20 protein-coding genes and 1 pseudogene are annotated in these 22,795 nt (G+C 45.4%); 7 read left to right on the forward strand and 14 right to left on the reverse strand.

The genetic code is table 11. From position 1 onward, the window contains the following. Positions 1-293: 293 nt before the first annotated feature. Positions 294-1,700: a HAMP domain-containing sensor histidine kinase gene (locus tag H171_RS17340; protein ID WP_100306247.1), complete on the forward strand. Its 1,407-nt coding sequence runs from the start codon at positions 294-296 to the stop codon at positions 1,698-1,700. 99 nt (positions 1,701-1,799) lie between these two features. Here the strand turns inward: H171_RS17340 and H171_RS17345 are convergent, their stop codons facing one another. The 11 genes and pseudogenes from H171_RS17345 to H171_RS24915 all read right to left on the reverse strand — a co-directional run. Next, on the reverse strand, positions 1,800-2,189 hold the full coding sequence (locus tag H171_RS17345) for a hypothetical protein (protein WP_100306248.1): 390 nt from the start codon (positions 2,187-2,189) through the stop codon (positions 1,800-1,802). Between the two features lie 622 nt (positions 2,190-2,811). Further along, entirely contained in the window at positions 2,812-3,306 is a 495-nt protein-coding gene (gene trmL / locus H171_RS17355) for a tRNA (uridine(34)/cytosine(34)/5-carboxymethylaminomethyluridine(34)-2'-O)-methyltransferase TrmL (RefSeq protein WP_100306250.1), read from the reverse strand. Between the two features lie 5 nt (positions 3,307-3,311). After that, positions 3,312-4,481, reverse strand: coding sequence for an aminotransferase class I/II-fold pyridoxal phosphate-dependent enzyme (locus H171_RS17360; protein WP_100306251.1), 1,170 nt, complete (start codon positions 4,479-4,481; stop codon positions 3,312-3,314). Then, positions 4,478-4,960 carry an Lrp/AsnC family transcriptional regulator gene (locus tag H171_RS17365; protein WP_025231079.1) on the reverse strand — a complete coding sequence of 161 codons (483 nt, stop codon included), beginning with the start codon at positions 4,958-4,960 and terminating at the stop codon, positions 4,478-4,480. The genes H171_RS17360 and H171_RS17365 overlap by 4 nt, the downstream gene beginning before the upstream one ends. 22 nt (positions 4,961-4,982) lie before the next feature. Beyond that, a complete protein-coding gene (locus H171_RS17370; RefSeq protein WP_100306252.1) occupies positions 4,983-5,567 on the reverse strand; it encodes an AIR synthase-related protein in 585 nt (194 codons plus the stop codon). 18 nt (positions 5,568-5,585) lie between these two features. Next, positions 5,586-7,076, reverse strand: a complete 1,491-nt coding sequence (locus H171_RS17375; RefSeq protein ID WP_100306253.1) for a VanW family protein — start codon at positions 7,074-7,076, stop codon at positions 5,586-5,588. Between the two features lie 184 nt (positions 7,077-7,260). Then, on the reverse strand, positions 7,261-7,968 hold the full coding sequence (locus H171_RS17385; RefSeq protein ID WP_100306254.1) for a 3'-5' exonuclease: 708 nt from the start codon (positions 7,966-7,968) through the stop codon (positions 7,261-7,263). A gap of 1 nt (position 7,969) precedes the next feature. Then, on the reverse strand, positions 7,970-8,647 hold the full coding sequence (gene nth / locus H171_RS17390; protein WP_100306255.1) for an endonuclease III: 678 nt from the start codon (positions 8,645-8,647) through the stop codon (positions 7,970-7,972). Further along, entirely contained in the window at positions 8,647-10,407 is a 1,761-nt protein-coding gene (locus H171_RS17395) for a B12-binding domain-containing radical SAM protein (protein WP_100306256.1), read from the reverse strand. Before H171_RS17395 ends, nth begins: the two co-directional genes overlap by 1 nt. A gap of 1 nt (position 10,408) precedes the next feature. Further along, entirely contained in the window at positions 10,409-10,903 is a 495-nt protein-coding gene (locus H171_RS24910; RefSeq protein WP_054791666.1) for a deoxycytidylate deaminase, read from the reverse strand. A 102-nt stretch (positions 10,904-11,005) separates the two neighbouring features. After that, positions 11,006-12,058 (reverse strand): annotated as a pseudogene (locus H171_RS24915) (L-threonylcarbamoyladenylate synthase); the annotation flags it as partial. Positions 12,059-12,234: 176 nt separating this feature from the next. Between H171_RS24915 and asnA the strand changes: the two are divergent. Continuing rightward, positions 12,235-13,242, forward strand: a complete 1,008-nt coding sequence (gene asnA, locus H171_RS17405) for an aspartate--ammonia ligase (RefSeq protein WP_100306258.1) — start codon at positions 12,235-12,237, stop codon at positions 13,240-13,242. Between the two features lie 109 nt (positions 13,243-13,351). Here asnA and H171_RS17410 read toward each other — a convergent pair whose 3' ends face one another. From H171_RS17410 to H171_RS17420, 3 genes are all read right to left on the reverse strand, one after another. Beyond that, a complete protein-coding gene (locus tag H171_RS17410; RefSeq protein WP_100306259.1) occupies positions 13,352-14,692 on the reverse strand; it encodes a methyl-accepting chemotaxis protein in 1,341 nt (446 codons plus the stop codon). A gap of 176 nt (positions 14,693-14,868) precedes the next feature. Beyond that, complete coding sequence (locus H171_RS17415; protein WP_100306260.1) at positions 14,869-15,927, reverse strand: Gfo/Idh/MocA family protein; 1,059 nt, start codon at positions 15,925-15,927, stop codon at positions 14,869-14,871. A gap of 47 nt (positions 15,928-15,974) precedes the next feature. Then, on the reverse strand, positions 15,975-17,171 hold the full coding sequence (locus H171_RS17420; RefSeq protein WP_100306261.1) for an ROK family transcriptional regulator: 1,197 nt from the start codon (positions 17,169-17,171) through the stop codon (positions 15,975-15,977). A gap of 634 nt (positions 17,172-17,805) precedes the next feature. On the opposite strand from H171_RS17420, the gene H171_RS17425 reads away from it, so the two are divergent. The 5 genes from H171_RS17425 to H171_RS17445 are packed head-to-tail and all read left to right on the forward strand — an operon-like array spanning position 17,806 to position 22,759. Then, positions 17,806-18,831 (forward strand): Gfo/Idh/MocA family protein, encoded by a 1,026-nt coding sequence (locus tag H171_RS17425; protein WP_100306262.1) that lies wholly within the window; start codon positions 17,806-17,808, stop codon positions 18,829-18,831. A 34-nt stretch (positions 18,832-18,865) separates the two neighbouring features. Next, the gene (locus H171_RS17430; RefSeq protein WP_100306263.1) at positions 18,866-20,128 is read left to right on the forward strand and encodes an ABC transporter substrate-binding protein; all 1,263 of its coding nucleotides are present in this window, start codon (positions 18,866-18,868) and stop codon (positions 20,126-20,128) included. A gap of 55 nt (positions 20,129-20,183) precedes the next feature. Further along, on the forward strand, positions 20,184-21,068 hold the full coding sequence (locus tag H171_RS17435; protein WP_100306264.1) for a carbohydrate ABC transporter permease: 885 nt from the start codon (positions 20,184-20,186) through the stop codon (positions 21,066-21,068). After that, positions 21,068-21,895 carry a carbohydrate ABC transporter permease gene (locus tag H171_RS17440; protein ID WP_100306265.1) on the forward strand — a complete coding sequence of 276 codons (828 nt, stop codon included), beginning with the start codon at positions 21,068-21,070 and terminating at the stop codon, positions 21,893-21,895. Before H171_RS17435 ends, H171_RS17440 begins: the two co-directional genes overlap by 1 nt. A 24-nt stretch (positions 21,896-21,919) precedes the next feature. Next, positions 21,920-22,759 carry a sugar phosphate isomerase/epimerase family protein gene (locus H171_RS17445; protein WP_100306266.1) on the forward strand — a complete coding sequence of 280 codons (840 nt, stop codon included), beginning with the start codon at positions 21,920-21,922 and terminating at the stop codon, positions 22,757-22,759. Positions 22,760-22,795 lie beyond the last annotated feature (36 nt).

The following is a 22,795-nucleotide window of genomic DNA, read 5'->3' on the forward strand; positions in this document are numbered from 1 at the left end:
CCTCCGTGATAGTATGGACGATTAATCGAAAAATTAATCAACTACAATCTTAAATATGAAACCGATTACAAAAATTACATATGGAGAAAATAAGAAGTGACTAAATTACCGAAAAGATGTATACTAAATTTAATTACGTTTAGGTGATTAATCATTTCTGGATGTAAAAATTTATAAGATGGAGTAGTATTATGAAGCAATCGAAAAACTGTCAAACAATAAAATCGTACCTCTCTGATCTGCATAAATACGGCTTCCATATGGAATGCTTTGATTTTGAGGTGAAACGCTAAATGACACATTCTCTCTATTATAAATTCGTCCTGGGCTATCTGCTGTTCGGCCTCCTCGGATTTGTTACCATTGCTACCTTTTCTTCTGAAATCACAGACCAATATCTCCTTGGCCGCCGTTCCGAAGCCCTGTATGACGAAGCCAATCAGATTGCCTCCTCCTATAGCGGCATGTACCAAGGCAAGGACATGAAGCTGACCTCCTCCTATCCGGAGCTGGTGAAGGAAGGCAATTATCTTCATGCGCAGATTTGGATCGTAGACCGGCAGGGTAAAGTGGTATCCGATAGTGCACAGTCCGACAAGCAGGGACAGGTCATCGAAAACTTTGACCCTACCTCAATGGGAAACAAGTCCTACACCATTGGTGACTACTATGATCAATTCTCCTATGATGTATTAAGCGTCCATGCGCCTATTACAGGGAACTATAACACATATGGCTATGTGGTAATTCACCTGCCGCTGTCCTATTTGAAAATGGAGAGGGACGGGATCTTAAACATCGTTTACGTCACATCAGCGGTTGTGTTTGGCCTCTCTCTGATTATCCTCCTTGTTTTTACCAGGAATGTTTATTTTCCTCTTAAAAAAATCACGGCAGGAGCAAACGAATACGCCCAGGGGAACTTAGCTCACCACATTGAGGTGAATACAAGAGATGAAATGGGCTATCTTGCCGCCACGCTTAACTATATGTCCGCCGAACTTGGGAAGATGGAGGAATATCAGAAAACCTTTATCGCCAATGTTTCCCATGATTTCCGCTCTCCATTGACCTCCATTAAGGGATATCTGGAAGCCATCCTTGACGGAACCATTCCGCCGGAGATGCATGAGAAATATTTAAACAGGGTCATTTCAGAAACAGAACGATTAAACAAGCTGACCCAGGGAATGCTGACCCTTAATTCTCTGGACTGCAAAGGATATTTAAACCGCGCCAGCTTTGACATCAACCGGGTCATAAAGGATACAGCCGCTTCTTTTGAAGGAACATGCAGTGATAAAAACATTACCTTTGATCTGACCTTTTCTGAAAGCATTCAGATGGTTTATGCAGACCTTGGGAAGATACAGCAGGTGCTCTATAATCTGATAGACAACGCCATTAAATTCAGCCATGCGGATTCCACCATCTGCATACAGGCTTCAGTAAAGTATGAGAAGATCTTTGTTTCCATTAAAGATACGGGAATCGGCATACCAAAGGAAAGTTTAAAAAAGATCTGGGATCGGTTCTATAAATCGGACTTATCCAGAGGAAAAGATAAGAAGGGAACCGGACTTGGTCTTGCCATTGTCAGGGAAATTATCCAGTCCCACGGAGAGAATATTGATGTGGTCAGCACGGAAGGGGTCGGATCAGAGTTCATCTTCAGCCTGCCTAAGGCCGGAGCTCCTTAGCATGGGTTTTTCTTAATTTCGACCATGGTCTTTGAAATTACAAGCACCTCTATTAAAAACAGAGGTGCTTGTTTCCACTCAAAAACTCAAGAACGAATATCACTTTCCGCTGGTGCTATCTCCAAAAAACTCCTGCCATTTAGCAGTGCGCTCGTCGATGGCGGCCTGGGCGCCGCTTGCTAGGTAATCAGCAAAACCGCTGTCAAATATAGCATCAAATTTATCCGCAGAGGCTGAAACAGCCTGATCCAAGAACGCATCCCTTTTTACTCTAAGAGATTCCTCTACACCGGCTTCCGCCTCTATATCTCCCAGATTATAGTGCTTAGGAACGAAGCCATCCGTCATTGAAGCGTAATAAGCTTTTGTGATAACATCAGATGAAACTGTATCGTAACCCAAGGCCACTGTTTTTAGAGTTGTTTCCTCATCTTTCATCTTCAGCCCGTTGATCGTAAGAGTATAGTCAGTGTTGTTTATGGAATTCATGATTTTCTCGCCGGTGACAGCCCCCAGTACCTTTTTAAATACAGGAGCATTTGCTCCGTTCTTACAGCTCTATCCTTAGTCATAATAATCTCCTTTTCATGTATTTTTATGTGTCTTGCAAAACTTGTAAAATGACCATCACCATATCTATCCATCATCGTAATATAGTGTTTTTCCTGATGTGTACAAATGGATATATGGTAATATCTTACATACAAACCCCATTTAAACAGGAACCTTTATATAAATTCTATATAAACTTTATTTCTTTGTCTATTCATATCCATACTTGGATATTGCGAAAAGTGACTTTTTATTATCCATTTATATCTTCTTAATATTTCAATATCATTATATAATGTACTCTTCATAATCCGCTCACAAATTAAATAGCAATCATATTTACTGTAGCCGAGATAGGAATACTCATTATTAAAAGACTCGTAACCAGGCCGGCCCAGCCCGATATCAAGTCTTTTAATAATGAAAATATAGAATTATCAAGACACTTGAGTCCGTAACCTCCGAAAGAATCATATTGATCGAGGACTTCTTTTTTGCCAAAAAAATACCGGTACATTTTTCCTCTAGACAAACAAGAAAAAATTGTACCGGTATTATTTTATTCCTTCCACTGAAGGTGATGAAGTTCACCCGTCATGGTCATACGTTCAAATCCGTTCTGTCTCAATGCCTCATAAAGCACAATCGAAACAGAGTTGGATAAATTTAAAGACCGGATATCACCCCACATAGGGATTCTGATACACTGGTCCTGATTCTCCAAAAGGATCTCTTCCGGAATCCCGGCGCTTTCCTTTCCAAACATGAGAAAGCAGTCCGTTTCATACTCCACATCGGAATAGACATGAAGTCCCTTTGTGGTGGCCATGTAGATCTTCGCTCCGGGGTTCCGGTTCAGGAAATCCTGATAATCGCTGTATACCGTTACATCAAGCTTGTCCCAGTAGTCCAGCCCGGCCCGTTTAATCAGTTTATCATTCAGTTTAAATCCCAGAGGCTCGATCAGATGCAGCTTCGTCCCTGTGGCCACGCAGGTTCGGCCGATATTTCCGGTGTTGGCCGGCATCTCTGGTTCCAATAATACAATATTCATACCTCTTACGCCTTTCCATCCAGTTTCTTGACAAATCGGTCCATACGGCTTAAGGCCTCTTTAAGATTCTTTAAAGAGTATGCATAGGAAATACGAAGATATCCTTCTCCGCAGTCTCCAAAAGCCGTACCTGGCACTACCGCCACCTTTTCTTCCCGAAGGAGTCTGGTAGCAAACTCATCAGAGGTCATTCCAAACCGTTTGACAGATGGAAAGGTATAAAATGCACCATGAGGTTCAAAACACTCCATTCCCATTTCTTTAAACGTGTGGATCAGATAACGGCGCCTCTGGTCATAGGATTCCCTCATCACCTGAACGTCCTTATCCCCGTCACGCAGGGCCGCCACTGCGGCATACTGGCTGGTAGTCGGCGCACACATAATGGCAAACTGATGGATCTTTAACATCTGCTCCAGTATCACTCTCGGTGCTGCGGCATAGCCAAGGCGCCAGCCGGTCATGGCATAGGATTTTGAAAAGCCGTTGATGAGCACGGTCCGGTCCTTCATTCCGGGAAATGAAGCAATGGTAGTATGGTCACTTCCGTAGGTAAGCTCCGCATAAATCTCATCCGAAATCACAAACAGATCCTTCTCTATAACGATTTTAACGATCTCCTCCAGCTCCTCCGCCTTCATAACCGCTCCCGTAGGATTATTGGGGAATGGAAGCACCAGTACCTTGGTCTTTGGAGTGATCTTTTCCAACAGCTTTTCACTTGTCAGCTTAAACTGATCCTTTGCTTCCAGGTCAATGATGACCGGAACGCCATTTGCCAGAATGGTGCAGGGAACGTAGGAAACGTAGCTGGGTTGAGGGATTAAGACTTCATCCCCGGGATTTAACATGGCGCGCAGGGCAATATCAATGGCCTCACTTCCGCCAACCGTCACCATAACTTCGTGGTCAGGATCATATGTAACCGCGAAGCGCCGGCTTAAGTAGCTGCATATCTCCAGCTTTAATTCTTTTAAACCTGCATTGGAGGTATAAAACGTACGGCCTTTTTCCAGGGAATAAATTCCCTCTTCCCGAATATGCCAGGGCGTGTCAAAATCAGGCTCCCCCACTCCAAGGGAAATGGCATCCTTCATTTCACTTACTATATCAAAAAACTTACGGATTCCCGAAGGCTGGATCTCTACGATTCGATCTGATAATGGATTTCTCACGGCGTAATCAACATCCTTTCATCGGTTGTCCCTTCAGCAAGTACGGTTCCATGGTCCTTGTATTTCTTTAAGACAAAATGGGTCGCCGTGCTTAGTACCGATTCCATAGGAGATAGCTTTTCCGATACAAACTGTGCTACCTGCCTCATAGTCTTCCCTTCTATGAAAACCGTAAAATCAAAAGCGCCGGACATGAGATAAACGGCATTTACCTCACTGTACTGATAAATGCGCTCCGCGATCTTGTCAAAACCCATGCCTCTCTGGGGAGTGACCTTAACTTCAATCAGAGCCATAACTTTTTCATCGCTGGTATTATCCCAGTTAATCAGGGTGTGGTAGCCGCATATGATATGCTCTTTTTCCATTTCAGCGATTTCATTGGCAATGGCGGCCTCATTTTCCCCTAAAAGAATCGCCAGATCCTTTAAATCGATCCTGCTGTTTTTTTCAATAATTGCCAATATTTTTTCTCTCATATCCTGCCTCCTGATTTCATTGTTAATTGTCCACGCCTTTTGGACATAAAACCTTATAAAGTTCATCCTCTGTGGGCCGGTCAAGATAGCCGACGCTTTCCCCGTGGTCAATGATCCGTTTGATGCCTCCCGTTACTTTCCCGATCACGGCTGCATGGATTCTCTGCTCTTTTAAAGCATGTACCAGATCCCCTCCGTTATCAGCCGAAAAAAGCAGGCAGCCTGCCGAGAAAAGGCGGTACGGGTTTAAATCGTACCGCTCACAAATTTCGATGGTTTCCTGTTTCACCGGAATCCTGAGAAGGGAAAACCGGATACCCGTCATATAAGCGCCGGATAAATCCCAAAGAGCCTTCAGAACTCCGCCCTTACCTGCCGGTTCACATTCAGATGCACCGAATTCCTTCCACTTTTCCAAATCTCCTTCCAGTTCCATGTCCCCGGATTCCAATATCCGGTCTACATAGTCTCTGGAAAACCATTGATATAATTCTTCTTGTTTATTTTTTACGGTTTCCACCGTTCCGGACAGCCCGGCATATCCTGCAATAACAAGATCCTGCCCGGGACTTACGGTTCCGGTATTCTCTCTTTCGATCCGTCTCATATGCTTACCTGCCAGTGCTTACGGTCCTGCTTCTAACGAGGCATCTTCCGGTATCTGGGGTCCTTCCTGTACTGCGTTCCCGGTTTCTGCAGGAACTGTCTCGTCCGGGGTCGCAACCGGCGGCGTTTCCACAGGAATTCCAGGAGTTTCAGCCGGTACAGCAACTGCAGGAGCGGCCGGTCCCACCTTTATAATGGCCTTTGATGGATTATAGGTATCCGTATGAAGGATCTCCCGGCTCTGCTCAACACCATCTACATATACAACCTTCCACAGCCTGGACTTCATCCCCTTATGTGCAGACTGGACCTGTTTTTTGCTTCCAGGAGGCATGGCCGGGTCCACGATCTCCTTTGGTGCACCCGGATCCGTTACGCTCAAGGTCTCAGAAACAAAATCAAAGGTCCTGTTAGCAGGTCTGGTTTCTTTCCCATAGATGGTAAAGGTAAGGGTCTTTCCGGAAGTATAGCCCTCGACATAAATGGGCGTGCTGTAATTGTTGGTAAATTTTATATCCTTATACGTACCGGCTATGGCTGCATCTTCAGAGGGTTTCACATATCCAACTATCATGGAGTGGTTCTGCCTCTGGGCAACTTCCAGCTCTGCCCTGAGTACGGCATTGTAAATGGTAGTAGCGATCTGGCAGACACCTCCGCCAATGCTGTCTACAACCTGGCCATTCTCATAGGCCGAGGCCGTTGCATAGCCGTTTTCTACGGTAAAGGGATGCATGCACTCATAACCAGACAGAGTTTCCCCCGGCATCAGCACGTGACCGTTGATCTTGCCCGCGCCTACCTGCAGATTCTTGGATCTGGAAGCACCACTGGAAGAAAAGCTGGTGGAAAAGGTTCCAAGCACATCTTTTATGGTTATCAAATCATCCGTGGTTATTGCAGGATTTACCTCTACAACCACTGCAGTGGCTGTTACCGGCTCCTTAAGTCCATTGGCAAGAGCAGCATCTAAGGCCTGCTTTGTAGCCGCCACATCAACGGTTTTTCCAATAGCAGAAGGAGTCACGACAAATACTCCCTTGTCACGGGTAATGGCTGCATTCTTTGGCTCCATTACTCCCTGTGCGCACTTTTCTGCTACAAATGATGCCACACTTCCATCATCAAGGGCTGTTTCCAGAGGGATGATCACATGGTTTTGTTCAATATCCTTCTTATTCAGATACCGTTTGATCAAGTTGCCTCCCTGCCAGGAAGATGCGGCCTGGGACACAGCCTCCGGGTTGCTCCAATGGAAGCCAAGATCTTTTGCTATGGTTTCCACCGGCTGTCCGTCAACGATCAATGTTATCTTTTGGTTTTCCATTTCATTCACCAGGTCCTGTATCTTTTGGCTGGCTTCTTCTTCTGTCATACCCCCCAGATTATATTCTCCCACATATATTCCATCCGGAAGAGTATCAGCCATGGCATATGCGGGAGAAAGAAATCCAATCCCCGCTGCAATTACGATCGCTGCCAGGCTCATGGACAAAGTTTTCTTTTTCATAATCATTCCTCATACTCTGCTGTGCCTGTACGCTGCCAATACACCTCCTGGTTGCTTATAGAAACTGAAGCATCATAGGAAGCACCATAGCAGCAATCAGTAAAATAACTACTAGGATCAAAACTACTGATAAAAATTTTCTGTTGTTTTTATTATTGAAGTTAATCATATCGTATCACCTCTCTTATATTCTTCCATACTGTGCTATGATTTTATCCGTAATTCTTGATATTTCATTTCTGGACAAATATTCTGTTTGCACAGATAAAACTATTTTATGATATTTTAATAAATCCTGCAAGTGTTCTTTTTGCCTTTTTGAGGCCGGCTGCTCTTTTTTTACCTTATAAATCAAAGCCTGAGGACCAAAGGCTTCCGGCGATTCCTTCTCATACCGCTCTGCCAATTCCTGATAAAGCTTTTGGGCTGCCATTGCATCTGCAAGCGCCCGGTGGCTTAAGGTTTGAACGATCCCAAAATATCCGCAGGCTGCTGCTAGATTCTTTTTCTCATCAGGGGGCATAAATCTTCTTGCAAGCTTTAGCGTGTCGATTCCCTGACGTTCAAAGTTATGGCCCTCATTGATTGCCGCACGCTTTAAAAAACTGTAATCAAATATCACATGATGTCCCAGAACCGGCAAATCTCCTGCAAAATTCAAAAATCCGCCGATCACCTCTCCGATTCCCCGGGAATCTTCTAATTGGCGGTCGGTAATTCCAGTGAGCATACCTACCTTAGGCCCCAGCTTCCTGTAAGGATTAACAAAGGTTTCGTAGCTCTCTGTAATCTGCCCCTCAATAACCTTCACCGCTCCGATTTCAATGATCTTATCCAGCTTTGGATCAAGACCGGTGGTTTCCAAATCTACAGCAATATAGGATGATACCACATTAATCCTCCCTCTTCTGACTTGGTTCCAGTCCGGCGCTGGGACAAAGCTTTTCCAAAAAGCACTGGCTGCACTTAGGATTTCTTGCAATACAAATGGATCTGCCAAGGGTAATGATCTGAATATTCCATAAGATCCAGTGTTCTTTTGGAAGTACCTTCATCAGCTCATATTCAATCTTCTCCGGATCCTCTTCCTTTGCAAAGCCCAGCTTTCTGGAAATCCGCTTTACGTGGGTATCCACTACAATGCTTGGCTCATGGTAGATGTTTCCCCGGATAACATTGGCTGTTTTACGGCCCACTCCTGCAAGAGAGGTCAGTTCCTCCATTGTCCGCGGAACCTCACCTCCGAATTTTTCCACCAGGTCCTGACAGCAGGATATGATGTTTTTCGCTTTCATATGATAAAATCCAAGAGAATGGATATCTTTCTCCAATTCCTTTAAATCCGCCTGTGCAAATTTCTTTGGGGAATCATACTTTCTGAATAAGTCCGGTGTCACCATGTTCACCCTGGCATCGGTGCACTGGGCGCTTAAAATGACCGCTATTAAAAGCTGCCATGGATTTTCGTGGTTTAAATAGCATACATATGACGTTCCATATTCCCGGTCAAGGGCCTCAAGCACTTTTAATACCCTGGCCTGACGTTCTGCTTTTGTCTCTCTCTTTGCCATTATTTCCTCCATACACCGATTTCATAAGCCGCTGCATTATGAGAAAGGACATCCCGTTTTTTATAATCAAAAAGAACTGCCCTTCCGTCCCGGAATACCTCCACATGGGCCATCTTAATGAGCTGTCTGGCCTCATAACCGTCGTAACCTTCCTTTAAATACCGGAAAGCTGCCGCCTCTGCCTCGAAAAATGCCCTTACCTGGTCCTTAAATGGTTCCTGGTCTGCCGCAAAAACAGGCCGGCTCTTTAAATTTTCCCTCAGATAAAGATCATACACCAGAAGATCCCGGTACAGGGAACGCTTTTCTGGTACCAGGCTGCATATGAAGCCTTCCAGGATCTCATACCGGGCCATCCGGTTATGGCTGATTCTTAAGTATCCCTTTTTATCATAATATTCAGCCAACGCCTCAAACATATCAAAAGGCGTTTCAAACTCTTTTAGAAGTTCATGTAAGGTCGTCCGGAACTGTCCGCTGTTTCCGTAAACCTCCAGCATTTCCTCCAAAGCTTTCAGCTTCAGAATCCCGCCGTAGTCAATCCATCTGGTTGACAGCACCTCGTAGGGCGCCTTCTGCTTAAACTTAACCCCGTATTCTCCTGCCTTTTCCCACAGATAGGAACCTTTTAACACCTTCAAAAATCCAAGCTGAAGCTGCTCCGGCTTCATCTCATATACCTCATTAAAGGAATTACGAAAGCTTTGGAAATCTTCTCCCGGAAGCCCGGCGATCAGATCCAGATGCTGATGGATATTTCCAAAGCTGTTGATTTTGTCAACCCTTTCCTTTAAACGCTTCAAATCCATGGTCCTTCGGATTTCCTTAATGGTTGACCGGTTGGTGCTCTGTACTCCGATCTCAAGCTGGATAAGTCCCGGCCTCATGCGGGACATAAGCTCTAACTCCTCTTCATTTAATAGATCCGCGGAAATCTCAAAATGAAAATTAGTCACTCCATTATCATGTTCTATGATATGGCGCCAGATCTCCATGGTATGCTTTCTGCTGCAGTTAAAGGTCCTGTCCACAAATTTCACCTGGGGAACCCGGTTTTCCAGGAACACATTAAGCTCCTTTAAAACCAGGGAACTATCGCGCAGCCTCACGGACTTATCCAGAGAAGAAAGGCAGTAGCTGCAGGAAAAAGGACAGCCGCGGCTGCTTTCATAATAAATGATACGATTCTCAAAATCCTTTAAATCTTTATAGAAGAAGGGAATAGAGTTCATGTCCACCACTGTCTTTCGCGGATTCACTGCCACATTTCCTCCCTCATCTCTTACGGCAGTACCGTCTATGGACTGAAAGGAAGAATTCCTGCTATTTAGGTTCCCCCTGCACCGCTCCAGATAGCATCGCACCACTTCAGAAAAGGTTTCCTCACCTTCTCCCATCATGACCCCATAAACGGATTGTTCCCGGCAAAGGATTTCAGGGGCGTCATAAGACACCTCGGGACCTCCCAGCCAGATCTCCACATGAGGGAGAACGTTCGGAAGGTCCCGGATCAGCTCTAATACATAAGAAAAGTTCCATATATAACAGGAAAACCCAATGGCATCCGGTTTCCTTAAGAAAATATCCTTTAAGATTTCATCTGGCTGATTGTTAATGGTGTATTCCTGAGTTTCAATCTGAAACCTTCCATCCTCCAGTTCCGGTTCTCTTACATGGGCTTTCGCATAGGCCTTTAAGCTGTAAATAGCGGGATTGGAATGGATATATTTGGCGTTAAGCGCCACTAGCAAAAATTTCATCTCAAACCTCGATCTCTATCTTTCTTCCGGTCGGCTGATACTGGTAATACCGGACCCCCGCTGCATTGAGCATCCGCTTGGAAGCATTGACTGCAGGGGTACCGTCATACTTATCCGAACCGTAAACGATGGTTTTGATTCCGGCCTGAATAATGGCCTTCGCACATTCGTTGCAGGGGAACAGGGTAACATAAAGCTTGCTGCCTTCTAGGCTGCCCCCTCTGTAGTTAAGGATAGCATTTAATTCACTGTGGGTGGAATAGAAATATTTGGCATTGTAAGGATCCGCCTGCTCATCTTCCTTGTCCCACGGAAATTCATCATCCGAGCATCCCATGGGAAAACCATTGTAACCCATGGATAAAATCTTATTATCCTGGCTTACGATACAGGCCCCCACCTGGGTGCTGGGATCCTTGGAACGTCTTGCGGAAAGAGCCGCTACTCCCATAAAATATTCATCCCATGTAATATAATCTTCTCTTTTTCCCGCCATATCTTTTCCTCCTTCTTGCCCATGCTTTATGGGCAGGGCCCACCCCGCTTCATCGGGTGTACAGGGATAATCATGTACACTGTCTGCTTTACAGCCTGCATTTAAAATATGGTATCCGGCCGCCTTGGTCAACCGGTTCATAATAGCCTGACCCAAATGATCTCTGGAGAAGCTTTCAGAAAAAATAAAATCCGCTTCCAGATCATCAAATTCCCTCAGTACTCCGTAAAGGTTATGGGCAATGGTCTCCTCCCTGGCACGTAATCCCATACTACGTACCATTCCCTCCGGATATCTCCCTTTCGTTTCTTCGGTACAGATAATCCCCACTCGAAACCCTTTGGAAAGCTTTTCCTCTGCCAGCCGGTTTATGGTTTGTATGACATTCTCAGTTTCGCCTTCTACCAGAGTTAATTCTGCTTTTGGCGCATAATGCTTATATTTCATTCCAGGGGCCTTTGGCCGCACATCCGCTTTCATAGGCCCGGAGACAATGGCAGGATCAAGAGGGACCTCTTGTCCAAGAACAGAAAAAGCCATTTCCTGTGTAATGGCTCCCGGCCTTAAAATGACGGGTTCGTCCCCTGATACATCGATAATCGTGGATTCCACTCCGATCCCTACGGCCCCTCCGTCTACGATCATATCAATCTTTCCATTCATATCCTGCCATACATGATCAGCCGTAGTGGGGCTTGGCCGTCCCGAGGTATTGGCGCTGGGCGCTGCCACCGGCACTCCGGCCAGACGAATGAGAGCATTGGCTACCGGATCAGCAGGCATGCGAACTGCCACCGTATCAAGTCCACCGGTAGTCCCATAGGGAACCAGTTCGCTTTTCGGGAAAATCAGGGTCAAAGGGCCCGGCCAAAATGCTTCCATCAGCCGTCTTCCTGCTTCGGGTATGACAGATACCAGGGGAGGCAGATCATCAAAATCTGCTATATGAGCGATCAGCGGGTTATCCGAGGGCCTGCCCTTTGCCGCATATATTTTCCCAGCTGCCTCTTCGTTCAAGGCATTGGCTCCCAGACCGTATACGGTTTCCGTTGGAAACGCCACCAGTCCGCCTTTTCTTAATATTTCCGCAGGCTTCTTTAACAGTTCTTCCTCCGGTTGTTCTTTATCTTCTATTATAATTCGTTCTGTCTTCATATTACTCTGCTCTTTTCTTTTAACTTGCATTTATCATATCACAGGCCCATTATCCATGCAACTTTTTTGCTGCCTGCCAAAGCTTTCCATTCTGTTACTCAAGATAAAACAATGGTTGCACGATTGTCATATTAATGATACCATAATAAAAACATTTTATTTGGGAGGAATACCACATGGAAATCATCATACCGGAAAATTATGACCCCAAACTCTCTGTACGGGAGACTCAGGAGGCCATCAAATACATTAGAGATACGTTTCAAAAAGAGCTTGGTAAGGAAATGAATCTGGAACGAATCTCAGCCCCCCTGTTTGTAGAGCGCAGCAGCGGATTAAACGATGACTTAAACGGAGTGGAGCGCCCGGTACGGTTTGATATCGCCGGTATTCCGGATGAAACCGTTGAAGTCGTTCACTCCCTTGCCAAATGGAAGCGCATGGCCCTTCATGAATACGGTTTTCTGCCCGGCGAAGGCCTTTATACCAATATGAACGCCATCCGGAGAGACGAGGACTTAGACAACCTCCACTCCTGTTATGTAGACCAATGGGACTGGGAAAAAGTTATTACCAGAGAGGAGCGGAATGAGGAAACCTTAAAGGAAACCGTCCGAACCATCTTTAAGATCATCAAGCACATGCAGCATGAGGTCTGGTACAAATACCCCCATGCCGTGAAGCATCTGCCAGAGGATATCACCTTTATCACTTCCCAGGAGCTGGAAGACCGTTATCCGGACAAAACCCCAAAGGAACGGGAAAACTTAATCACAAAGGAATACGGATGCGTCTTTCTTATGAAGATCGGGGACAAGCTTGGGAGCGGAAAGCCCCATGACGGAAGAGCACCTGACTATGATGACTGGCAGTTAAACGGGGACATTCTGTTCTGGTTTGAGAATTTAAACTGCGCCCTGGAAATCTCAAGCATGGGCATCCGGGTGGATGAAAAATCCCTGGCAAGTCAGTTGGAAAAGGCTGGCTGTGAAGACCGGAAAAGCCTGCCTTACCATAAAATGCTTTTAAACGGAGAACTGCCTTATACCATCGGAGGCGGTATCGGACAGTCCCGTCTCTGCATGCTTCTTCTGGACAGGGCTCATGTGGGAGAAGTTCAGGCCAGCATCTGGCCAAAGGAAATGCGGGAAGAATGCAGTAAGCATAACATCATTCTTCTGTAGGCTGACCGGATAAAATAAATAAAAGGGGGGTTGTTCAATCACAAGTAATCGCGAATGAACAACCTCCCTTTTCTATGTAGATAATGTCAGAGTTACTACCTAGTTCTCTTTAACAGGGTTTTTTCAGCTTGAAGGTCTGTACCATCTCCTTCAGCGCTTCTGCCTGTCTGTACAACTCAGCCGTTGCGGCAGTGCTTTCCTCAGACGCTGCAGAATTCACCTGCACCGCATTGGATACCTGGCTGATTTCATCGTTTATACGGGCAATACCGGAAGCTTGCTCTGACGAGGCACCGGCAATTTTTTCCGCCAATCCGGCGACCTGCTCTATCCCACCCACAATTTTATTAAAAGCATCTGCAGTGGTCTTTGCGATCTTCATTCCATGCTCGGCCCTCTGAATGGAGTTTTCTATCATGTCCGCGGTTTCCTTTGCGGCTTTTGCCGAACGGGCCGCAAGACTCCGCACCTCATCTGCCACAACCGCAAAACCTTTTCCGTACTGGCCCGCCCTCGCGGCCTCTACCGAAGCGTTTAATGACAGTAAGTTTGTCTGGAAAGCAATATCCTCGATCGCCTTAATTACCTTTGAGATATTTGACGAGGACAGGTTGATCTCATCCATTGCTTTCAGCATATCCTCCATGTGCCTGTTGCCATCCACAGCTCCGTGTCTGACGTCATTTGCACAGGACATAGCCATGGCCGCATGATCTGTACTTAAGCCGATCCGGTCTTTTACCTCCGTAACAGCAGCAGCCAGTTCCTGAAGGGATCCTGCCTGATGGCCCGCCCCTTCCGACAGACGTATGCTTGCTTCCGATATTTGTCCGGCTCCACATAAAACCTGCCCCGACGTGTCGCATATTTGAGACAGAATGCAGTTGTTTTTCTCTACGATGCTGCTTAACGCAATGCCGAGGACATCCTTTTCCGAATTAACCTTCACATCGACAGTCAGATCTCCGCGGGCTATTGCTTCGGCTGTCTGAGCCTGTCTCCTGGTGTTTTCCACCATTGCCTTAAAGGATTCCATCAATTCTCCCACTTCGTCCTTTGTGAGGACCCGCACGTTTGCGCTTGCATCTCCTATAGACAGCTGCCGTGCAATATTGTTGAGAATTCTAAGAGGGCGCACAATGCTTCTGTTTAAGATCCTGCATATTATGATACTTGCAACAGCTGATAGAATGGCTAGCAGAAGTATTGCGGCCGAAGAAAGAGCAAAAAATCCTGTTGACACACTATTTGAAGAATGTAATCTGTAAATGGTGAAAAGGCTTATCAAAGATATTAAAACTGTTATAACGTTCACTATGCCGAATCCGATTGCCAGCCTTTTGCTAAGAGCAATTGAATTCTGTCTTTCTTGCTTACCCCGTATTTCCATATGAGCTGCACCCCTTAATTTGTTTTTATACCTATAGTTTATATCGACAGTTTCCAGCATAATTTTAGTAAAATTACGATATTTATCTATATAAATTTATCTATATAAAAATAACCCACTGCATTATGATGGACGGGGCGCAGGCTGCATAGGTGTATATTCCAGCTGATACATAATCATGATCCCAAAACGGGCACTGAATTATCTGCAGAGTAAAGCAAAAGAAAGTATGTATTTTACCCTTTTTGCGTATTTAAATCCTTATAATGCACGTCCTCAAACGGCAGATAAATACGCCTTTTTTCCAAAGAAGATAAATAGATTCCCTTAACCATCTCCAAAGTCTTCCTGCCTTCCGGTCCGTCTACAACTACGGGTTTGTCATACAGAATCGATTCATAAAAATCCCTGATCTGAAGATGGTGGCTGCTTCCCCAGTAATCCGGTCCGACGTTTGTAGTCTCATAGGTATTTCTTATTTCCGTATAGCATCCTTCTGTCTCATAAAAGCCCATATCCTGTATCAGGCCGCAGCGTCCCTTTTCCCCCTGGAATTCTATGGTTATGGGTGCGTCGGAAGCATAGGAATTGCAGGCATAAAGGCTGTAGATACAGCCGTTTTTAAAACTTATGGCCGCTTCTGCGGCATCCTCCACATGCACCATTTCATGACAGTGGTTGTGAACGCTTCCTTCAATCCATTCAATGTCACTGCCCAGCATGTAGCGGACACGGTCCATGCTGTGGATGGCCTGGTCAATCAGGACGCCTCCTCCCTCCTTATCCCAGGTTCCTTTCCAGTCGCATCCCTCGTAATAAGAGGCAGGACGGTTCCATGTGAGATAAGACCGGGCAGATAAAATTTTTCCAAAATATCCTTCACAAATCAACTGCTTTAACTTCTCCACACTTTTTGTGTATCTGGTCTGGAAAATGACGCCCAGCTTTTTCCCCGTAAGCTTCTCTACCTCCATCATCCGGTCAGCGTCCTGCAGGGAAATAGCAATGGGCTTTTCTGTAAGCACATGGATTCCTGCCTCCATGGCTTTTACAGCCATGACCGGGTGCAGATAATGGGGAAGGCACAGATGTATTACATCAATCCGGTATTGCAGTGCGGACTCCAGATCCGTACAGTAATGGCAGTTGAATTTTTCCCCAAAAGCTTTTGCCTTATCTTCGTCAATATCGATGGCACATACTAACTCTACATAATCCGAAAGTCTGCGAAAGGCATCTTCATAACAGGAAGAGATTCTTCCGCAGCCCATAATTGCTGCTCTTAATTTTTCCATTGGCGTACCTCCGTTTCATAAGAAAACAACATAGCCGGAAAACTCCATCAGCCGATAAAAAAGCTTCCGGCCATATCCTGAGTAAAATTGTAATGGATATCAAAGAAATATTTCATTGCGCCATTATAAAGGGCGCTGGAATCCAGAAGGCTGTACCTGACGCTGACGGAGTTCACCATGCGGCGAAATCCCATGGTGCTCAGACATTCCTGGATCTCCTGGAGAAATAAAGGCCCAAGATCTTTTCCCTTACCTCCGATAATAATCAGCTTTGGATGCACCATACAGATCAGATTGCACAAAGCCATGGAAAATTCATCAGCAATATCCCGCACTACTTTGCAGGAAACCATATCTCCATATACACTGGCCTGGCCAAGATCCCCATAGGTAACGGCCGATGATCTCCTGAAAGCCGGACTTCCCCCGGCTTTAGAAATACGGTCTTTTAAGGACGCTTCCCCGATCATTAACTCCAGGCAGCCCCGGTTCCCGCAAGAGCAAAGCTCTCCCTTAGGGTCAATGGAATAATGACCGAACTGGGTGTAGGAAGCAGAAGCACGGCCCAGCATCTCATTGTGAATGAATAAGGTGGCGCCGATCCCTTTCCCAAAGTTAATAAAAGCGAAATCCTTTTCCGTAATCTGAGTGTAAACCTTTTCCGCATAAGCAAAGCAGGCCGTATCATTTAAAAGAGCCACCGGAAAACCGGAGAATGCACGCTGGAGCTGACCTACAAAATCTTTTTCCGGAAGGTTCAGTGTTGTTGCGAATATCTCCCGCTTGTCAGGATCTATCATGGCAGGAACTACCACGCAAATCCCCAGGAACTGTTCCCTGTCTATCTGCTGCAGCACAGTCTGATGGATATATTCCTGGCATAGAAGAATGTAGCTGTCAAGGGAAGGAACATCCACCTGTTCACAAAAGGAAGAGGTGCCGGTAATGTCCACCAGAGCCGCATTCAGTCTCTTCTCCTCCAGTAAGAAAACAGCCACATAATACTGTTCCGCACGAAGCAGCAGACTGTTAGGCTTTCGGCCCACATTCGTACTATCACTGGCGCCGGAATCGTATACAAATTTGCGCGCAATCAATTCATCCACCAGGGAGGAAACTGCAGTCTTACTTAAGTGAGAATCTTTGGAGAGCTGCGCTCTTGAGATCCCTGGATTTCGGTAAATGGAATTGTACAATTGCTTTAGATTTGTATTTTTAATTAACTGCTGGTTTACAAGTTTCATAATTTCCTGCCTGTCCTTTGCTTGTTATGATAAATTACTGATCGAACTGCCTCTGTCCCCATAAAGTTCTGAAAAACCACGTATACAGCAGTTTAGCTCCTCCTTGGGCAGAGCCCTATTCTGAATTATAGGCGCATAACACAACTGCAACACCTTTCCCCTTTTCATGATCTGCTGCATTAGAAGCTGTTCCCCCACCTCCTTAACACTTATTTAGTAAAGTAACCTTATCAAATAAGATATCACAAATTATAGATAGTTGCAATAATCCCAGGAAAAATACGGAGAAAAGCCTCATTCCTGAAAAACCCTATATAAAAAGAGGATTTATCTATGACAAATATAAAAATTAGTATAAATAAATTGTAACTTGATATTACCAATAATTATTATATATGAATATTTCATAAAATAATGAACTAATTTTGCAAATAAATATCACTAATTACATTTATTTTATATGAATCAAAAAATTATATTGACATATTTGTCGCTAAATGCTATTGTAATTTCAACAAATTAATATAATCCCTAGATACTAAAAGCCAAAATTCAACAATTTGATCCCAAAGGCTTTTAATTTTAAATTATATTAGTAAGGTCACTGTACAAACTAATGAAAGAGGATGATGAAATGAAAGTAGGACTGATCGGATGCGGAGGAATGGGCACGACTCATAACCTATCGTTAAAGGCGTTGTCAACAAAAATGAATGTAGAAGTGACGGCCCTGGCAGACTGCAGGCCGGAATTTCTGGAAAAGGCCGCAATACAATGGCCCAATGCAAGACTGTATAAAACTGGCATGGAGCTGTTGGAAACGGAAACCCTGGACAGCGTCCATATCTGCCTCCCCAGCTACCTCCATACGGAGCATGCTCTGGCAGCTATGGATAAGGGAATGAATGTATTTATAGAGAAGCCTGTATGCCTGACAGAGGAAGAGGGCGAAAAGCTGATGGAAGCCCAGAAAAGGAATGGGGTACAGGTAATGGTGGGGCAGGTAGTGAGATCCTTTGATGAATACCGGTACTTAAAAGAGTGCTACGATACCGGCAGGTTTGGAGTGCTGAAATCCATCACCATGCAGAGAGTCAGCGGAGATGCCGCCTGGGGTTATGAGGACTGGTTCCACGAAGAGGGAAAAAGCGGTTCCGTTGTGCTGGACCTACATGTACATGACTTGGATTTCCTCCGGTATATGCTGGGAGAACCAGATTCCTTTGACGTAAGGGCCACTGCCTTTTCCAGCGGCATGATCAATCAGATCTTTACCGCCTATGAATTCGGCAAGGTATTTGCCATAACAGAAGGAATATGGGACATAAGCTCCGCTCTTCCTTTTGAGGCCAGCTTCCATGCATGCTTTGAGGAAGCAAGCGTTGTATTTAAAGGACGGGAGGATACACCACTGACCATTTATAAAAATGACGGCAGAATCGAGCATCCGAAGCTACACAGGGAGTATGACGTAAACGATGACTCTGCCGGAATCAACATATCCAATCTGGGGCCTTATTATACGGAAATAAAATATTTCATCCAATGTCTCCAGGAAGGGAAACCTGTTGAAGTCGCCCCTCTGGAGGAAGGCATCCAGTCTGTACGCCAGGCGATCAGGGAATGGAAGCAGGCAAAGGAGTATGTAAATAAAAGGTAACAATTAAAATTTTCATATTTTAGGAGGAAAAATTATGATGAAGAGAGCATTGGCTATCCTGATGACAACGGCATTGGCTATTCCCGTCCTTACAGCATGCAGCGAAAGTGTCTCAAAGGATCAGGCGAAGCCTGCAGAAGAAATCACCTTAAAGGTATTTGACGCACATGCATACGGCCTTGAAGAATATGCAGAGATGGCTAAAAAATTTGAAGAAGCCCATCCTGGCGTTAAAATCGAAGTACAGCACGCTGCAAACGACAGCAGTACACTGCTTCAGTCCCGCGTAAATTCAGGAGATATCCCGGATGTATTTGATGTGGAATCAGGTACGGCAGCCCAGAAATATTATGAATATGCTTATAACTGGTCAGAGGACAAGGAAGTATTAGGGAAATTCAAGGAAGCAGCCCTGGAAACGGGAAAAGACGGGGACGGTAACATCATGTCACTGCCCTGGACCTATGAAAATTTAGGCCTGATCTATAACATTGAGCTGTTTGAAAAAGCCGGGATCACAGAACTTCCGGATACCATGGATGAGCTTGAGGCAGCCTGTGAAAAACTGTCTGCAGCCGGGATCACACCTTTTGCTTTGGCCGCAAAGGAAACATGGGTCCTCCATCACCTTTCCACCCATTTTATGATGGATAAGTCCCTGGATGCAAAGGGAGTCGCGGATAAATTAAACAGCGGCGATCTTGCCTTTAAGGATATGAAGAATTTCCAGAATCTCTTCCGTCTCCTGGATCTGGCTGTAAAATACGGTCCTGATAAGCCGCTAGAAGTCGACTGGGAAACAAGCGAAAACATGCTGGCAAATGGAGAAGCAGCCATGATCCATATGGGCGACTGGTGCCAGTCAACCCTGGATTCCTTTAATCCTGATGCCCGCCTTGCATTCCTTCCCTGCCCGGTAAGTGATAATCCTGAAGATGCCACACTGCTGTCTTCCTGTAACTGGACCTATATCGTGAATAAGGATTCCAAGCATTTGGATCTGGCAAAGGAATATCTGGAGTATATCCTCACATCGGAGGAAGGTCAGAAATGGATGTGCAATGGCGTAGGAGGCGTTCCGGGCGCTAAGACAACCATGGAAGTTAAGGGCGCTCTTGCCAATGATGCGTCAGCATACGTAGAAAATGGAAAGACAAACGGCTGGATCCACACCATTGCGCCTACGGGGTATTCTGATATCGTTGGGCCTGCAATGCAGGCGTATATGATAGGCGATATGACAGCACAGCAGGTGACAGAGGAGTTCCAGAAGGGATGGCAGATCCAGAAAAACTAACCCTCAGTTTGAGAAACCGGAGCCTGACGGAAACGGAAACCCAGGAGGCATAAAAGTGAAAAACAAAGGAAAAGCAAAAGATTTATTGATATTCGCATTGTTTGTATTTCCAGCGGTGGCGTTTGTACTGTTTTCTACAGACGTACCGTTTCTGATGAACCTGTACTACTCGGTCTTTGACTGGAATGGGATCAGCAAGGATATGAAATTCGTGGGACTTCAGAACTTTGTTAATATATTCTCAGACGATGCGCTATTTTGGAAAAGCGCTACATTTACACTAAAGTTCTCGGTGTTTTTTGTAGTGGCGGTAAACATGATATCCCTGACAGTCGCCCTGGTCATGGCGGAGGAAAAGAAAAGTTCAAGCGTGGGGCGGGCATTTTATTACATACCTTATATCATAAGCCTGACGGCCATCAGTCTGATCTGGAAATTCATTCTTGGCCCTGGGTTTGAGGCTTTGTATCAGGCAACCGGCTGGGAGGTGTTTCACTGGAGCTGGCTGGGTTCGTCGAAACTGGCATTTTTCGTAGTCGTGATCATGACCGTGTGGCAGAATCTGGGATTTTATATGGTGAATTATATTGCCGGAATCATTTCCGTACCAAAGGAACTGATCGAAGCCGCCAAAATAGACGGAGCCAACAAATTCCAGGTGTTAAGAAGGGTGACCCTCCCCTTGATCATGCCTGCAGTATCCATCTGTATGCTTACCTCCCTGACATTCTCATTTAAACTGTTTGATGTCATCATGGTGTTTACCAAAGGCGGACCGGCCAATTCCACCATTTCCGTGGCTTACAACATCTATAAGGAAGCATTTTTCAACAACCGTTACGGAATGGCTACCGCAAAATCACTGGTATTTGTGGTTTTCGTGCTTATGATCACTGCAGTACAGCTTAAGGTAACTAAAGGTAAGGAGATAGAGGCGTAATGAAAAAAATAAAAAAAATCAGCATGCTTTCCGTTATTGTGTTTATCTGTTCTGTGTTCTGGCTGATGCCTCTGCTTCTGATATTTATTAATTCTTTTAAACCTTATAACGACATGCTTCAAAAGTTCCTGGCCCTGCCTGAGAGCTGGAGTCTGAATATGTACATGGAAACATGGACAAAATTCCGGTTTCCGATGCTCATCAGCAATACCCTGCTGTATACGGCATGCACGGTATGTGTGATCGCACTGCTGGCTCCTATGGCTGCCTATAAGCTGGCAAGGACAAAGGGCAGATTGTCTGCGGTGTGCTTTGCACTCATTATCATGCCAATGATGGTGCCCTTCCAGTCCTACATGATCACTTTGACCAGGCTGGTGGCAAGTCTTGGCATGACAGGGAATAAGATCGGATATATCCTGGTAAGTACAGGGCTGTGTATGCCCTTGGCAGTCTATATGATTCATGGGTTTGTAAAAAATGTTCCCATTGAGCTGGAGGAATGCGCCTGTATTGACGGTGCTTCCAAGGTGAGGACCTATTTCACCATTGTTCTCCCGCTGCTAAAGCCCATTCTGACAACCGTTGTGGTTCTGGACACTCTTGCTACATGGAATGATATCATTACCAACCAGCTGATCGTCGGAGGGAATGCCCGGGCAATGAACATCCAGAATGCGCTTTACATGCAGTTTTCCGCCCAGTCGGCGGACTGGGAACACGCCCTTCCGGGAATTGTGATGTCCATGGCCCCAAGCCTGATCTTCTTTGTTTTTATGCAGAAGCATATTGTGGGAGGCATTACGGCCGGAGCGGTCAAGGGCTGATAAAAAGAAAGAGAGGTATATCCTATGAGAATCGGAGTTATGGTTGAACTATTTCAGGATACGGACGTGGATGGTAAATTTGCGGAGCTGCGCTCTATGGGTATGGAAAGCTGTCAGCTGGTGTGCTGGGACCAGAAATTGATGAATGAGAACACTGCAGATAAGGTAATTGCCGCAGTAAACCGTCACAAAGTGGATATTACTGCCTTCTGGTGCGGATGGGAAGGCCCGAGAGTATGGGATTTTTACGACGGTCAGCTTACCCTGGGTCTTGTGCCTGAGGCATTCCGTTTTGAGAGAATGAAGATGCTGGAAAAAGGGATTGATTTTGCAGCCATGATCCATGTACGGGATGTGGCAACCCATGTGGGCTACATGCCCGAAAATCCCTATGATCCCAATTACCAGGGCGTCCTGACATGCTTAAAAACGCTGGTAAATCAGTGTAAAAAGAATCAGCAGAATTTTCTTTTTGAGACAGGCCAGGAAACCCCGGTAACACTAAAAAGAGCCATACAGGATATCGAAAAGGAAACAGGAAAAGGCAATGTGGGAATCAACCTGGATCCTGCCAATTTAATCATGTACGGCAAAGCCAACCCGGTAGACGCCCTGGAAGTATTCGGGGAATACGTGATGGGAATACACGGAAAGGATGGAAAATATCCTACGGACGGTCATATGCTTGGTGAAGAGGTTCCTCTTGGAGAAGGGAAAGTGAATTACCCAGCCTTTGTGGCAAAGCTGAAAGAAATAGGATATGCCGGAGATATTACCATAGAACGGGAAATATCCGGCGAAGAGCAAAAAAGGGATATACTCATGGCTAAAAGTCTCCTGGAACAACTGATAAAGGAAGAATAGGTTTTCATGAGAAGGGCTGCCCGCTGCCTGATAAAT

The organism is [Clostridium] celerecrescens 18A (assembly GCF_002797975.1).
Classification (GTDB): Bacteria; Bacillota; Clostridia; order Lachnospirales; family Lachnospiraceae; genus Lacrimispora; species Lacrimispora celerecrescens.